This is a genomic window from Lentimonas sp. CC4, from assembly GCF_902728235.1.
Classification (GTDB): Bacteria; Verrucomicrobiota; Verrucomicrobiia; order Opitutales; family Coraliomargaritaceae; genus Lentimonas.
In genome coordinates, this window is record NZ_CACVBO010000001.1 from 432,737 (window position 1) to 447,212 (window position 14,476).

General features: G+C 52.9%; 14 protein-coding genes. 11 read left to right on the forward strand and 3 right to left on the reverse strand.

Annotated elements, in window-relative coordinates:
• Nucleotides 1–19: 19 nt before the first annotated feature.
• On the forward strand, nucleotides 20–1,279 hold the full coding sequence (locus GZZ87_RS01845) for a hypothetical protein (protein WP_162024749.1): 1,260 nt from the start codon (nucleotides 20–22) through the stop codon (nucleotides 1,277–1,279).
• A gap of 49 nt (nucleotides 1,280–1,328) precedes the next feature.
• Here GZZ87_RS01845 and thrB read toward each other — a convergent pair whose 3' ends face one another.
• The 3 genes from thrB to GZZ87_RS01860 form a co-directional block, all read right to left on the reverse strand.
• On the reverse strand, nucleotides 1,329–2,231 hold the full coding sequence (gene thrB / locus GZZ87_RS01850; RefSeq protein ID WP_162024748.1) for a homoserine kinase: 903 nt from the start codon (nucleotides 2,229–2,231) through the stop codon (nucleotides 1,329–1,331).
• A 20-nt stretch (nucleotides 2,232–2,251) separates the two neighbouring features.
• Nucleotides 2,252–2,728, reverse strand: a complete 477-nt coding sequence (smpB, locus tag GZZ87_RS01855; protein ID WP_162024747.1) for an SsrA-binding protein SmpB — start codon at nucleotides 2,726–2,728, stop codon at nucleotides 2,252–2,254.
• A gap of 70 nt (nucleotides 2,729–2,798) precedes the next feature.
• A complete protein-coding gene (locus GZZ87_RS01860) occupies nucleotides 2,799–3,017 on the reverse strand; it encodes a DNA-directed RNA polymerase subunit omega (RefSeq protein ID WP_162024746.1) in 219 nt (72 codons plus the stop codon).
• 156 nt (nucleotides 3,018–3,173) lie between these two features.
• On the opposite strand from GZZ87_RS01860, the gene rplM reads away from it, so the two are divergent.
• The 10 genes from rplM (at nucleotide 3,174) to GZZ87_RS01910 (ending at nucleotide 14,385) form a co-directional block, all read left to right on the forward strand.
• The gene (gene rplM / locus GZZ87_RS01865) at nucleotides 3,174–3,599 is read left to right on the forward strand and encodes a 50S ribosomal protein L13 (RefSeq protein WP_162024745.1); all 426 of its coding nucleotides are present in this window, start codon (nucleotides 3,174–3,176) and stop codon (nucleotides 3,597–3,599) included.
• Between the two features lie 16 nt (nucleotides 3,600–3,615).
• Nucleotides 3,616–4,008 (forward strand): 30S ribosomal protein S9, encoded by a 393-nt coding sequence (gene rpsI, locus GZZ87_RS01870; RefSeq protein WP_162024744.1) that lies wholly within the window; start codon nucleotides 3,616–3,618, stop codon nucleotides 4,006–4,008.
• A gap of 164 nt (nucleotides 4,009–4,172) precedes the next feature.
• Entirely contained in the window at nucleotides 4,173–5,198 is a 1,026-nt protein-coding gene (gene argC, locus GZZ87_RS01875; RefSeq protein ID WP_162024743.1) for an N-acetyl-gamma-glutamyl-phosphate reductase, read from the forward strand.
• A gap of 27 nt (nucleotides 5,199–5,225) precedes the next feature.
• Nucleotides 5,226–6,461 (forward strand): bifunctional glutamate N-acetyltransferase/amino-acid acetyltransferase ArgJ, encoded by a 1,236-nt coding sequence (argJ, locus tag GZZ87_RS01880; RefSeq protein ID WP_162024742.1) that lies wholly within the window; start codon nucleotides 5,226–5,228, stop codon nucleotides 6,459–6,461.
• A 63-nt stretch (nucleotides 6,462–6,524) separates the two neighbouring features.
• A complete protein-coding gene (argB, locus tag GZZ87_RS01885) occupies nucleotides 6,525–7,415 on the forward strand; it encodes an acetylglutamate kinase (protein ID WP_178092111.1) in 891 nt (296 codons plus the stop codon).
• 102 nt (nucleotides 7,416–7,517) lie between these two features.
• A complete protein-coding gene (locus tag GZZ87_RS01890) occupies nucleotides 7,518–8,702 on the forward strand; it encodes an acetylornithine transaminase (RefSeq protein ID WP_162024741.1) in 1,185 nt (394 codons plus the stop codon).
• 70 nt (nucleotides 8,703–8,772) lie between these two features.
• Nucleotides 8,773–9,711, forward strand: coding sequence for an ornithine carbamoyltransferase (argF, locus tag GZZ87_RS01895; protein WP_162024740.1), 939 nt, complete (start codon nucleotides 8,773–8,775; stop codon nucleotides 9,709–9,711).
• A gap of 273 nt (nucleotides 9,712–9,984) precedes the next feature.
• Entirely contained in the window at nucleotides 9,985–11,493 is a 1,509-nt protein-coding gene (locus GZZ87_RS01900) for an arylsulfatase (protein ID WP_162024739.1), read from the forward strand.
• A gap of 266 nt (nucleotides 11,494–11,759) precedes the next feature.
• A complete protein-coding gene (locus GZZ87_RS01905) occupies nucleotides 11,760–12,137 on the forward strand; it encodes a DUF4345 domain-containing protein (RefSeq protein WP_162024738.1) in 378 nt (125 codons plus the stop codon).
• A 394-nt stretch (nucleotides 12,138–12,531) separates the two neighbouring features.
• A complete protein-coding gene (locus tag GZZ87_RS01910) occupies nucleotides 12,532–14,385 on the forward strand; it encodes a DNA topoisomerase IV subunit B (protein ID WP_162024736.1) in 1,854 nt (617 codons plus the stop codon).
• Nucleotides 14,386–14,476: the final 91 nt, after the last annotated feature.

The following is a 14,476-nucleotide window of genomic DNA, read 5'->3' on the forward strand; positions in this document are numbered from 1 at the left end:
CTCCAAATAAGCACGAACAATGAGCATTCACATCTTAACACAAAATTCTGAAGTCAAAACTCGACTGGGAGCCTTCCTAGATGAGATGGGGAAGAAGTATGTATTCCATGACACCCTGTTGACTCTGGAAAAAAAGCTCAGCCGTTTAAAAAAGACAGATGCCGTTTTTTACGATCTGCAGCTCGAAGAACACATTTGGGCATTTGAACCGATCTACTTAGGATCACGCAAGACACACATGGTCGTCTTCGAGCCTAGCGATACTGGTTCCGTGAACTACAGCCCGATGGGCAATGAACACTTTTTAATATTATCGAAAGATGATGCTCGCACAAAAAAACGGCTAATCACTCTCTTCCACGAGCTCACCAAACTATCAGCACCACGTAAGGCAGCGAAAAAGAAAGCAAAGAAAAAGGCAGTCGCAAAAAAGAAAGCCACAAGCCAAACAACCGATGCCACCGCGACTACCCCAGTCGCTGAAGCGCCAGTAGCAGCAGTCACACAAACGACACGCTACTTGCAGGCAAATAGCGACGCGATGAAACACTTCGCAGCAGAGCTAAAAGAAGCCGCAGGGAAACATAAATTTACAATGCTGCAAGGCGAGGACGGTGCAGAATTCGAACTCGCAGCCCGCGAACTCAACTTTCAGGCCAACGGAGACATCAGCCCACTCATCGTGTTCGACCCGATGAACCTAAAGTCTCAAGAGCTAGAGGAACTGGCAGAATCGGCCATGGCCGCAAAAGTCACTCAATACTGCTATCTCGGTCTCACACTTGAGCTCAACAGTCAGTCCGTCTCTGAGATTGCCAGTTTCCTAGGTCACCTCAAAATGCAGCTCAAAGAGCAGGACACATACCTGCACCTAATCATTGGCCACGAAATCGAGTCCGAGTCCTGCTTCCCTGACAATATCCGCCCAACGCTCGACGCAGTGCGCGGCACCAGTCACCTACTCCAGATCCCAGGTATGGCGAGTCGTGCAGATGATATTTCAGCGATCGCCCACTCCATATTCAGCATGCTGCGCATGGCGCACCCGTTCCTGCAAGCACGCTCAATCGACAGCTCTGCGATCAAGCACCTCGAAGCCGAATGCGCCGAGCTAGATTACTCAAGAATCACACGTGTCCTACGCAATGCGATGGCTCTCGGCCGCAGCCCAACACTGACTAAAGACGAGCTACTGAGCTTCCGTGACAACAGCCCGACCACTCAGCACTTAATGGAAAGCTTAGCTGACGAGAAATACTACCCCTCCGCTCCTCAGTAAAACCAATGGCACGTATACTGCCTCGGAGATTATAAAACTCCGAGTGTAACTACGAAACCGTCAGGCCAGTGTTATCAGCGACGAGACGATAGACACGACTACTCACACCATTGGACTTGTAAACCTGCTGCATCGCAGCGCCGACTTGTAGCGCATGCGCCTTATCTGTCACACAAATCACGGTCGATCCGCTACCACTGAGCCATCCGGTAAATGCGCCATCATTACACCCCGCCTGAATACTTTCGTGCCCAAATGGATTGAGCAACTCACGGTAAGGCTGGTGAATATAGTCATTCACCGCACCTTTGAGACGCGCGAATTCACCGGAAACGAGCGCTCCGACTAAAAATGCCAAGCTATTCGCACTGCGCACCACATCATTAAACGGGATACTATCGGGCAGAACACGGCGAGAATTCTTCGTCAACACCTGATAAGCTGGTGACACGGCGACAAACATCAACGACTCAGGCAAGCCGAAGCGCACATGTTCGCGATAGGCAAAACTGTCTGGATCTGTGCGAGCGATACAAAAACCTCCCGCAAATACGGCGCAGGCATTATCCGGCGCATTATCCAACTGAGTCGTTAGGCGAATCATCGCGTCCTGATCTAGCGGGCTACCAGTCAATGCATTCAGCCCAGCGACAATACTCGCGCGCACGGTCGCACTCGAACCGAGACCACGCGCCAACGGCACATCGCCCCAAATCTCATAGTCAAACCCGCCGTATTCGACACCAGCGAGATCAAGAAAGCCACGCGTAGTCGCCTCTACCATCGCCTGAGTGCCCTCGGCAGCTTCGCCAATGCTTACGATCTGCGCATCCTCGCGCGAGGTAATGCGCACAAAGTTATACAGTGTCAGAGCGATACTAAGTGTATCAAAGCCAGGGCCACAATTCGAGGTGCTGGCCGGAGCCTGAACGAGGACAGATTGTTGAGACATGATGGTGGTGGTGACGCGCCCTATTTATGGTGGCGCATTTCGCGCTCAGCTTCACGCATCGTGATCTTCTTCTTCAGCGTCTCACGTTTATCGAACAGTTTCTTACCCGTGCAGAGCGCGATCTCGACCTTAATTAGGCCGTGTTTCAGATACATGCGCAGAGGGATCAGCGACTTACCGCCGGCCTCCATCGCACCAAATATTTTATGAATCTCTCGACGGTGCAGAATTAACTTACGCTTCCGACGCGGAGGGTGGTTGGCAAAGTTTCCGAACTTATATTCGCCAATATGCGAATTATAGAGCCAGCACTCGCCTTTCTCGATACGACAAAACCCTTCGGTGATCTGTGCATCGCCTGCACGAACCGCTTTTACCTCGGTGCCTTGCAGCACGATACCTGCCTCAAAAGAGTCCCCCACAAAATAATTGTGGTGAGCCTTGCCGTTGCGGATTTCCTTAAATCGGTCCTCCGGTGACTTTTTTTTAGCACACACCGTAAAATCTCCCTTTATATATAGGGAACGTTAAAATTTGGAATCAGACGAATAAACGACTCGCAAACAGCTATTCGCTGTCGCTGTGTTTCTCTTCGTCCAACTGGTAAGTAATCTTACCTTCCATGACTTCGCGTAGAGCCAAATCTTCGGCTGATAGGCGTTCAAGTGACTCAATCAGTGGCTTGTAGCCACTTTTCAGTTGTTTCGCACGACGCGAAATAACATTGATCAAAATCATTGGATCAGGGATTACCAATTGTGCGGCCTGTAAATAATCGTCTCTCAAAGTGATAGCTCCTTCTTAGTGGTGTATTTGGAAAAGCAGCGGAAAATGACGCAGCAGCGACCATTTGCAATAAAAAAGCTAAATAAGCTGAAAAGGTTTAAAATTCCAATTGACAGCGCCTTCTCGCATTCTACTGTTTGCCGCTTTTCCAAAATCATGAAAACAACTTTAGCTACTACATCCGATCACACCAAGAACTGGTTCGTGGTTGACGCTGCCGAAGAAACACTCGGTCGTATCTCCGTAAAAATCGCCAACGTATTGCGCGGCCGTCATAAGGCTATCTATACTCCGCATGCAGACACTGGCGATTTCGTCGTTGTTATCAATGCTGAGAAGATCAAAGTATCCGGCAAGAAGAACAGCGATAAGAGCTATATGTTCTACTCTGGCTGGATGGGCGGCGAAAGCCACGTCACAATGGCAGAGATGCGTGCGAAGAAACCTGAGTTCATCATCGAACACGCGGTTAAGGGCATGCTGCCTCGCAATATCCTTGGTCGCAAGATGATCAAGAAGCTAAAAATTCATACTGGCCCTACGCATCCTTACGAAGCGCAGCAGCCTAAGCCACTCGTCTAATCTTTAGAATACTATAATGAGCGAACAAACATTTGTAACCGTCGGCCGCCGTAAAACAGCGCGCGCACGTGTCCGCCTTACTCGCGGCACTGGTAAAGTCATCGTTAACGGCAAAGAGCCAGCTGACTACTTCAAGACTGAAGATTTCACCCGCGCAGCACTCTCCCCTCTCACTACCGTTGAGATGGCAGATCAGGTGGACATCATCGTTAAAGCAGAAGGTGGCGGTCTCAATGGCCAAGCAGGCGCAACTCGCCTCGGCATCGCTCGTGCTCTCGAAAAACTCAACAGCGAACTTCGCGTGCCTCTCAAACAAGAAGGCCACATGAAGCGTGACCCACGCTCTCGTGAGCGTAAGAAGTCAGGTCAGCCTGGCGCACGTAAGCGCTTCCAGTTCTCGAAACGTTAAACCGCCAAGCGGCAAGGACGCATTTTTGCAAACCCTCCCAGGCCGTATTACGTGCCTTGGAGGGTTTTTTCTTTTTCAACATTCTGGCTCATCAGCCACCAGCTATTCCACCACTTTCACTGCCGTAGGCGTCACTCGCCGCAGGCGCCACTTCTCACTTTATTATGAACGCAGCAGTCATCGGAGCATCCGGCTATTCCGGAGAAGAACTAGTTCGGCTACTTTCACGTCATCCAGACGTGACATTAGCCGCAGTCACTTCGCGTTCGCTCGCGGGCAAGCCCGTCGCAGATGTCATGCCAGGGCTACGGCACTTAGTCGGCGACCTTGAGTTTACAAACTCAGATCCTACAGAGCTTGCTGCTCGGAACGACCTCGACGTATTTTTCCTCGCGCTGCCACACGGTGTCGCCTCCGAATATGCAGATCCCCTCTTCCAAGCAGGCAAAGTCGTCATCGACTTGAGCGCAGATTTCCGGCTCAACTCGACTACAGTTTACGCAGACTACTACGGCCATAAACACCCAGCACCACATTTACTAGCTGCGGCACCTTACGTCATCCCCGAACTCGCGGACGACAAATGGAAAAGTGCATCGCTCATCGCCTGCCCAGGTTGCTATCCCACCAGCATTCAACTGCCACTGGTTCCACTACTGAAGGCAGGCCTGATCAAGACCGATGGCATTGTAATCAACAGCTACAGCGGCGTCAGCGGCGCTGGCCGCAAGGTCGCCGAAGACTTCATCTACTGCGAACGCAACGAAAGCATGAAAGGCTACGGCATGCCGAAGCACCGCCACCTCTCCGAAATCGAAGAACAACTCAGCAGCGCAGCTTTCGCAGATTGTATCGTGCAATTCAACCCGCACTTGGCACCCATGTCGCGGGGCATTTCGACCACCATCGTCGCTAAAGCCAAGAAAAGCTCACTGCAGAACATCTACTCGACCTGGAACACAGCCTACGCCGACAAGCCCTTTGTCAGCGTGCTTCCAAGCGGCACGTATCCAGACACCAAATACGTGACTGGCACCAACCGGGCAGACATCTCTGCCGTCTATGATCCACGGACAGACAACTTCATCATCACCTCTGTGATTGATAATCTATTGAAAGGAGCCAGCGGCCAGGCCGTGCAGCTGCTCAACCTAAAGTTCGGCTTCAAAGAAACAGCCGGACTGGTCTAAAACCTGCATAACACGCCGCCTACCGACATGAACACGCCACTTACAGTCAAACTCATCGAAGATTCCGGCGGCCTCGCAGACTGCCCTGGCTACAAACTTGCCGGCGTGCCCGCCGACATCCGGGAAACCGGCGATACCAAGCGGCTCGATGTAGCGCTCTTCATTTCCGAAGAGCCTTGCAGCGCAGCCGGTGTATTCACATTGAACGACGTCTGTGCCGCACCAGTCAAAGTGTGCCAAGCAATCCTCGCAAAGAGCGCGGACAACATCGCGGGGTGCATCTCTAACAGTGGCAATGCCAACGCAGCCACTGCCGAGCAGGGCATGGCGGACGCGAAGCAAATGAGCACACTCGCGCAGCTCGAAACAGGCATCGGCGCCCCTTTTCTCGTCTGCTCCACTGGCCGGATTGGCCGGAAGCTACCGATGCAAAAGATCGAAGCAGGCATCGCAGCAGCAGCGAAAGCACTTAACAGCGAACGGCAATCCTCACTCAACGCAGCCGATGCCATCCTCACCTCCGACACACGGCGGAAGGTCGCCACCGCACAGTTTGAATACGAAGACCAGACCATCACAGTCTCTGGCATGGCAAAGGGCGCAGGCATGATCGAACCAAACATGGCAACGATGCTCGCCTACGTCGTCACTGACCTACAGGCAAGCGGTGCACTGCTCAAAACAGTCATCAAAGAAGCCTGCGATAAGACATTTAATTGCATCTCCATCGATGGCGACATGAGCACCAACGACACGGTGCTACTCTTCGCAAACGGCAAATCCGGCATTCAAGCCGAAGCAACGCCAGAGCTCCTCGCCGCGTTTAAAGACGCAGTCTATCAAGTCTGCGATAGCATGGCCGAGAAAATCGTCGGCGATGGCGAGAAGGTCACCAAGCTCATTGAATTAACCGTCAAAGGCTGCAAATCAAATGCCGATGCCGAGAAAGTCGCCCGCGCAGTGGGAAACTCCCTACTCGTTAAAACCTCTTGGTATGGCTCCGACCCCAACTGGGGACGTCTTGCCGATGCTGCAGGTTACGCCCGTGTCGGCCTCGACGAAACCTGCTTCGATATCCACTATGATGACTGCCCCGCCCTCATTGGAGGCCGCCCACAGGACGACAAACTTCAGGAGTGGAAAGACATCGCGGCGAAAAACCGCTTCCGCATCACACTCAATCTAAATCAAGGCGAAGGCACCTTCCGTCTCCTAACCTCCGACCTCAGCGAAGCCTACGTAGACTTCAATAAATCGGAGTAGTCGCTTCGCGCTCTTTAAACGTTTCAGCGTTTCAGTTTTTCCAAAGTTTCAGCTTTTCAAATAATGATAAACACCGACCACCTCGACGTCACCACTAAGGCAGCCGTGCTCCTCGAAGCACTTCCCTACATTCAGCGGTTTCGTGATTCCATCTTCGTCGTCAAATACGGCGGTGCATTCATGGACGATGCCGACCCGAAAGTGCGCACACGCGTCGCCACCGACATCGCATTCCTAGCAGCTGTCGGCATCAAAGTCGTCGTGGTGCACGGAGGTGGCAAGGCCATCACTCGTGCCCTCGCTGAGTCTAATGTTGAGACTCGGTTTGAGCATGGTCTACGTGTCACCGACAAAGACTCGGTTCAGATCGTCGAACATACACTCAACAAAGTCGTCAATCTCGACATTTGCGAAATCTTGCAAAAGAAGAGTGCTCGCCCTCTCGGCATCGATGGCAATGACGTGCTCGTTTGCGACAAGAAAGACGTCGTGGTCGATGGCGAACACGTCGACGTCGGCTTTGTTGGCGAAACGCACACTGTCAAAACCAAGATCATCAAGAAAGCACTGAACGACGGATACATCCCAGTGATCTCACCGATCGCTTGTGACGAAGACGGGCAAGTGTATAACACCAATGCCGACGCAGCCGCTGGCCGTGTCGCCGCCGCTCTACGCGCACGCCGCCTCGTTTATCTCTGCGACGTGCCTGGCCTGATGCGCGACATGAGCGACCCCGAGTCACTCATCTCATCGCTCAAAGCCGACGAAGTCGCAGGCCTCGTCAAGGATGGCACTATCAGCAAGGGCATGATCCCGAAGACCGACAGCGCAGTCAAATCCCTCCGCAGTGGCGTGCACCGCGTGCACTTCGTCGACGGCGAAAACCCACACAGCCTCCTACTCGAGATCTTCACCGACAAAGGTGTCGGCACCGAGATCGTAAACGGCTAAGGCTTCCATTCGTAGGGCCTTTGCTCGCAAAGCGCCGCCCAGCAGAGTCAGCCGGTATCAAAGGCACTCCTAATTCGTAATTCCCAATTCCTAATTCTTCCCATGCATCACCCAACTCTCATGAAAAACTACGGCCCGCCCGCGTTCAACGCAGTGCGGGGCGAAGGCGTATATCTCTACGACGAGAGCGGCACACGCTTCTTGGATTTCGGTAGCGGCATCGCCGTCACATCTGTCGGCCACTCACACCCGAAATGGGTCAAAGCCGTGCAAGACCAAGCCGCCACCCTCACCCATTGCAGCAATCTTTACGGCATCCCTGGCCAGCAAAAGCTCGCTGACCGGATCATCGAAAAGGCTGGCCCAGGCCGGACACTGTTCTGCAACAGTGGTGCGGAGGCCAACGAAGCGCTTATCAAACTCGCACGGCTCCACGGCCGGAATCTCTCTGGCGGCGAAGAAGACAAGCGGTATACCGTCGTTGCAGCCGAACACGCCTTCCACGGTCGGACCTTCGGCGGCATGGGCGCCACACCGCAGGAAAAAATCCAAGGTGGCTTCCGGCCAATGCTGGACGGTTTTAAATTTGGCCAGCTCAACAACATTGAAAGCTTCGACAAACTCGTCGACGACACCGTCGCCGCTGTATTCATAGAATCCATACAAGGCGAAGGCGGCATCTTCCCTGCCGAAGACAGCTTCCTTCAAGAACTACGGGCACTCTGCACCGAGCGGGGCGCACTGCTCATGCTCGACGAAGTGCAATGCGGCATCGGCCGGAGCGGACACTTCTTTGCCTTTGAAAAGAGCGGCGTAAAGCCAGATGCAATCGGTATGGCCAAAGGCCTCGGCGGTGGCTTCCCAATCGGCGCGATCTGGGTATCCGAGCCCTATGCAGAACTGTTTCAACCCGGCTCACACGGCACCACGTTTGGCGGTTCGCCACTCGCTTGCGCCGCAGCCAATGCCACACTCGACATCATCGAAGAAGACAACCTCCTCGATGAGGTCGCCACGAACAGCTCGATCTGGCACGAAGGCCTCCAAGATTTAATCAAAAAGCACCCACAACACATCGCTGGCATGCGGGGTGCTGGATACATGGTCGGTCTCCCGCTTCACGCCGATGCACTTGCCGTCACTGCAGCCGCTCGCGCCAAAGGCATGCTGATCGTCCCCGCAGGTCACAATACCATCCGCCTCTTACCAGCACTTACAGCCACCCTCAAAGAACTCGCCGAAAGCGTCCGCATTCTCGACGAAGTCTTTGCTGAGCTGGATTCTTAATTGCTACGCCATTTCCGCGCAGCTCCATTGTCATTCTTAATTCCAAATTCTTAATTCCTAATTGAATCAGATGCACCATTTTCTAAAAGTCACCGACTTCACACTCGAACAAGCACAAGAAGTCTTCTCCCTCGCAAAGTCCCTCAAAGACGACCGGTTCAACACGCCCGCCTCGCTCAACAAGCAATCGTGGGGACTACTCTTCTACAAGAGCAGCACTCGGACACGCGTCTCCTTTGAGGTCGGCGTTAACGAGCTAGGCGGCTTCCCGATCGTGCTCAATTCACAGAATACACAGATCGGTCGCGGCGAAACAGTCGAAGACACTTCCAAAGTGTTGTCACGCTACCTCCACGGTCTCGTAATCCGTGCCTACGAGCACGAAGTCGTTACCGAGTTCGCTAAGCATGCCACCATGCCGATCATCAACGGCCTGACCGACTTCAACCACCCCTGCCAGCTTTACACTGATATCTTCACCCTGCTTGAGCGCTACTCGCCCGACGCAGTCGATATCAACACGCTCAAAGGCAAGAAAGTCGCCTTCCTCGGAGACAGCGCCTGCAACATGGCGAACTCTTGGATTCTCACCGCCGCCATGTTCGGCATGGAGATCGTCGTCTCTGGCCCCGAAGGGTATGAGCCGAAGCAAGCCGTAATCGATGCGCTCAAAGCCGATGGCCTGCCAGTGAACTACACTTACACTTCCGATGCGAAGGAAGCGGTCAAAGACGCCGACGCGATTTACACCGATGTATGGGTATCGATGGGTGATGAAGCCGAAGCCGAGCAGCGCCTCAAGGAAATGGCACCGTATCAAGTCAACGCCGAGCTCCTAGCACTTGCTAAGCCCGACGCCTACTTCATGCACTGCCTGCCAGCACACGCCGGCGAAGAAGTCAGCCAAGACGTGCTCGACAGCCCGCAAAGCATCATCTTCGACGAAGCTGAAAACCGTCTCCACGCTCAGAAAGCGATCATGGCCAAGCTGGTTGAACTGAACGGCTAAAGGAGCGTGGGCAACTCGCCCACCGCAACCACCAATGAAGGCGAGTCGCCCTCACTCTTTTTCAAAACGCATCTCAGCAATGAGGTGCGTTTTTCGTATCTAGTCTGCGCACCAACTTCCGGGATCAAGGAAAACTCTGCCCACTCAGGCATCAGGCCTGAGATCCACGATTTTACTCACTTTAATCTAAATGTGCAGATTGCAAACGAGGTTAAACTGAATCTGTTTAGTGATTAGTTAGTTTACCTCACCACACGTATAATACCCCAAACTATGAATAAGTTCTTCACCTCATGCGTCCTAATGCTTACCAGCCTATCGGCCGGAGCCGCCGAGAAGCCAAACATACTGGTCATCTTTACCGATGACATCGGTGTTTGGAATGTAAATGCCTACGCGCGCGGCATGATGTCCACTCAGACACCCAATCTCGATAGCATAGCAGCGCAGGGCATGCTCTTTACCGATTACTATGCCGAACCGTCCTGCACCGCTGGACGTTCGGCATTTTTGACAGGACAATTCCCGGTTCGCACTGGCATGCATACTGTCGGCTTACCCGGAGGCCCAGCCGGCCTCCGCCAAGACACCCCAACGCTACCTGAACTACTAAAGCTTCAAGGCTACGTCACAGGCCAATTCGGCAAGAACCACCTAGGTGATCGCGACGAATTCCTACCGACGATGCATGGGTTCGACGAATACTGGGGCTGGCTCTATCACCTCAATGCGATGGAATATGTCGAAGATCCTGATTGGCCTCAAGGCGAGGAATTCCAGAAAAAATTCGCGCCTCGCAATGTGATCCACGCATGGGCACAGCCAGATGGCAGTCAGAAGATTGAAGACGATGGCCCACTCCCAATCGAGCGAATGCGAACACTCGATGACGAGGTCAACCGCCACACGATTGATTTCATTACGCGCGCAGTCGAAGCAGATAAACCGTTCTTCACATGGTATTGCCCCTCGCGCGGACACGTCTGGACACACCTCTCCCCAAAGTATGAAGCAATGCTTGGTAAAAATGGCTGGGGACTCCAAGAAGTCGTCATGAAGGACTTGGACGATCATGTCGGTGAAATCCTAGGAACACTCGAAGCCCTCGGCGTGGCAGATAACACGATCGTCATGTTTACTGCAGATAATGGCCCAGAGATCATGACATGGCCAGACGGCGGCATGACTCCGTTCCGCGGCGAGAAAGGCACCACCTGGGAAGGTGGCGTGCGCGCGCCGATGCTCATTTCATGGCCCGGTAAGATCCCGCCCAATACCGTGAATAATGGTTTATTTGATGGTAAAGACTGGATCCCGACACTCGTCGCTGCTGCCGGTGGCCCTGCCGACTTGAAGGAGCAATTGTTGACTGGCTATAAAGGCCATAAGGCACACTTGGACGGATATAATCAGCTTGGCCTGCTAATGGGCACTGAAGAATCCAAGCGCAAGGAGATCATTTACTATGAACGCACACAGCTCCAAGCCGTGCGTTATGGGGACTGGAAGGCGCACTTCGTCATCCAGCCGCACGGTTGGGCAGGCGCAAAAGAAGAGTTGAATGCACCCATGCTCATCAACTTGCGTCGCGATCCGTTCGAACGTGCTCCGGATGAATCCGGCATGTATATCAACTGGATGGGCAAGAAGATGTGGGCATTTGGCCCTGCCCAAGCGGTTGTCAAACAGCACCTCGCCACCTTCAAAGAATGGCCCGCCGTTTCACCAGTCAAGAATCAGGCTCAAATTGAAGCGACCTTAGAAGATATGGATCGTCGATAGGTAGTGCCAGAGATGATCCATTACACTTTCGAGACTGCGAGTGCGCGATACGCAGCACTTAGCAGTCCCGTTTTTTAAACCTCAAAAGAGTAGTTAGAAGCTAGTAATCAGGAGTTAGTCCCAGATCATTAGTTGCTTACAATATCAGAGAGGTTCGCCAAGCTGGCGAGCCCTCAACATCCCGTAAGTCCCTGACACAGAAATACTAACTCCTACCTCCTGACTTCTAACTCCCGCATCTAGGTTAAACCTCAACAAAGGTCCTTATGAATCTAAAAAAATACCTACTCATTGTATCGTTCGCAACGATTTGCGTCATCGGAGCCATCTATGGCATCTCACCGGCATGGTTCTTCGATACCTTTCTAATCAATTCAAGTGCACCAAGCGTGGATCAATCCCACATCCTAAGAGCCGTCATGATGCTCTACATCGGACTCGGCTGCTTTTGGCTGTATTGTGCGTTTTCAGATAAATATCGAGATGCAGGCGTCGTCGTTCTGGCCATCTTTTGCGGAAGTCTAGTCAGTGGCCGTATCCTGAGCATCATAGTCGACGGCATGGCCTCGCCGATCCTGTGTGTATACATCGCCATGGAATTAGCCCTAGTGCCGATCTGCATTTGGCTACTGAAGCGAGGTTAACTCAGCCATTTAACTGAAATCAATTCCCCAAAAGGTAATCATGGCAAAGCTGGTCGAGCTGAATTCGTAGGTTCTGTCTGTTTCACCGCAAGCCCACACGATGTTTTAAAAATCAACGCGCTCCCGCAACGGAGCGCGTTTTTTTGTTTGGGAGGGACGATCTCCGCATCGTCCGTAAGCGGAATAGTAGAAGCGACACTCATGTCGCTTTGGTTCACTGAAGAGCGGCAAGAGTGCCGCTTCTACAGATGAGTCGCGGCACACAACTGCTCCAACTCTCAAAAAATTCAAATTTCGATGTTGGACGTTGGACGTTCGACGTTCAGATTGACCACAGCCCCTTGGCAGACCTCCATCCTAATTTCTAATTCTTAATTCCTAATTCTACCTACCTGTGTCCGCGAAATATAACGAAGACAGCATCAAATCCCTCGACTGGAAACAACACATCCGCCTGCGCCCGGGTATGTATATTGGTAAATTGGGCGACGGCTCGTCTTCCGACGACGGCATTTACATCCTCCTCAAGGAGGTGATCGACAACTCGATCGACGAGTTTGTCATGGGCAACGGTAAGATCATCGAGGTCAACATCGACAGCACCCACGTGGCGGTGCGCGACTACGGCCGCGGCATTCCGCTCGGCAAGCTCAAGGACTGCGCTTCAAAAATCAACACGGGTGCGAAATACGACTCCGAAGCCTTCAAGAAGTCCGTCGGCCTCAACGGTGTCGGTATCAAGGCAGTCAACGCCCTCTCCTCCGAATTTGAGATTCAAGCCTTCCGCGATGGCAAGACCCGCTCAGTCACCTTCTCTCAAGGCGAAGTGCTCTCCGAAGATAAGAAGGACAAATCCGGTAAAGGTGCCGAAGATGGCACCGCGCTACGCTTCGACCCCGACCCTGAAATTTTCGGCGCAATTCGCTTCCGCGATGACTACGTCGAAGACATGCTGTGGAACTACGCCTATCTGAATCGCGGACTGACCATCGTTTATAACGGCAAGAAGTTTAAATCAGAAAACGGCCTCAAGGATTTGCTCAACAACAAGTTGGACGGCGAACCGATGTATCCAATCGTGCACTTGAGCGATACCGACATCGAGGTCGCGTTCACACACAACGACTCTTACGGCGAAGACTACTACTCCTTCGTCAACGGCCAGCACACCACGATGGGCGGCACGCACCTCGCTGCTTTCCGTGAAGCACTGGCGAAGACCATCAAAGACTTCTTCAAAAAGGACTTCGACGCGGTTGATATCCGCACCTCGATCTGCGCTGCCGTGGCAGTCAAAGTCGAAGATCCCGTCTTCGAATCTCAGACCAAGACCAAGCTCGGCTCCACGGAAATGGGTCCTAAAGGTCCAACCGTGCGCACCTTCTTGATCAATTTCATCAAGCAGGCACTCGATAATTATCTGCACCGCAATCCCGAGACGGCTGACATTTTGGTCAAAAAGATCCAAGAGTCCGAGCGCAACCGCAAGGAGCTCAAAGGTATTCAAAAGCTCTCTCGTGAGCGTGCGCGTAAGAACAAGGTGCACAACAAGAAGCTGCGTGATTGCCGCGTGCACTATGGAACAAAGGCAGATCGTCGCCTCGAATCCACGCTATTTATTACCGAGGGCGATTCCGCATCGGGCTCGATCACCAAGGCGCGCGACGTCAACACACAGGCCGTGTTCTCGCTCAAGGGCAAGCCGCTCAACTCGTTTGGCCTGACCAAGAAAGTCGTTTACGAAAATGAGGAGTTCAACCTCCTGCAGGACGCCCTCAACATCGAGAACGGCCTCGAAGACCTACGCTACAACAACGTCGTGATCGCCACCGATGCCGACGTCGACGGTATGCACATTCGCCTGCTACTGATCACGTTCTTCCTGCAATTCTTCCCCGAGTTGATCAAGCAAGGCCACCTGCACATTTTGCAGACGCCGCTGTTTCGCGTGCGCAACAAGAAGGTGACTCGCTACTGCTACAGTGATGAAGAACGCCGCGAAGCGATGGAAGAGTGTAAGCCGAAGCCAGAAATCACCCGCTTCAAAGGCCTCGGTGAAATCTCACCCGACGAATTTGGACACTTCATAGGCAAGAGCATCCGCCTCGATCCCGTCATCATCGGCAAGGGCATGACCATTAAAGAAATGCTGACCTTCTACATGGGCAAAAACACACCCGATCGCCAGGAGTTCATCATCAATAATCTTAAGATTGAGAAGGACGAGCCAGAGGCAGTGAGTGCGTAGCCGCTACGCGGCTAGTTAGGAGTGACGAGTGATAGTGAAAAAACGTAGTCGGGTTCCTTCAGGTGCCCGACCGACATGGCCATCGTTGGCA

Excerpts from the sequence above, each read along its gene's own strand:
- GZZ87_RS01845 (WP_162024749.1), top strand. The coding sequence starts at position 20 with ATGAGCATTCACATCTTAACACAAAATTCTGAAGTCAAAACTCGACTG.
- thrB (WP_162024748.1), bottom strand. The coding sequence starts at position 2,231 with ATGTCTCAACAATCTGTCCTCGTTCAGGCTCCGGCCAGCACCTCGAAT.
- rplM (WP_162024745.1), top strand. The coding sequence starts at position 3,174 with ATGAAAACAACTTTAGCTACTACATCCGATCACACCAAGAACTGGTTC.
- rpsI (WP_162024744.1), top strand. The coding sequence starts at position 3,616 with ATGAGCGAACAAACATTTGTAACCGTCGGCCGCCGTAAAACAGCGCGC.
- argC (WP_162024743.1), top strand. The coding sequence starts at position 4,173 with ATGAACGCAGCAGTCATCGGAGCATCCGGCTATTCCGGAGAAGAACTA.
- argJ (WP_162024742.1), top strand. The coding sequence starts at position 5,226 with ATGAACACGCCACTTACAGTCAAACTCATCGAAGATTCCGGCGGCCTC.
- argB (WP_178092111.1), top strand. The coding sequence starts at position 6,525 with ATGATAAACACCGACCACCTCGACGTCACCACTAAGGCAGCCGTGCTC.
- GZZ87_RS01890 (WP_162024741.1), top strand. The coding sequence starts at position 7,518 with ATGCATCACCCAACTCTCATGAAAAACTACGGCCCGCCCGCGTTCAAC.
- argF (WP_162024740.1), top strand. The coding sequence starts at position 8,773 with ATGCACCATTTTCTAAAAGTCACCGACTTCACACTCGAACAAGCACAA.
- GZZ87_RS01900 (WP_162024739.1), top strand. The coding sequence starts at position 9,985 with ATGAATAAGTTCTTCACCTCATGCGTCCTAATGCTTACCAGCCTATCG.
- GZZ87_RS01905 (WP_162024738.1), top strand. The coding sequence starts at position 11,760 with ATGAATCTAAAAAAATACCTACTCATTGTATCGTTCGCAACGATTTGC.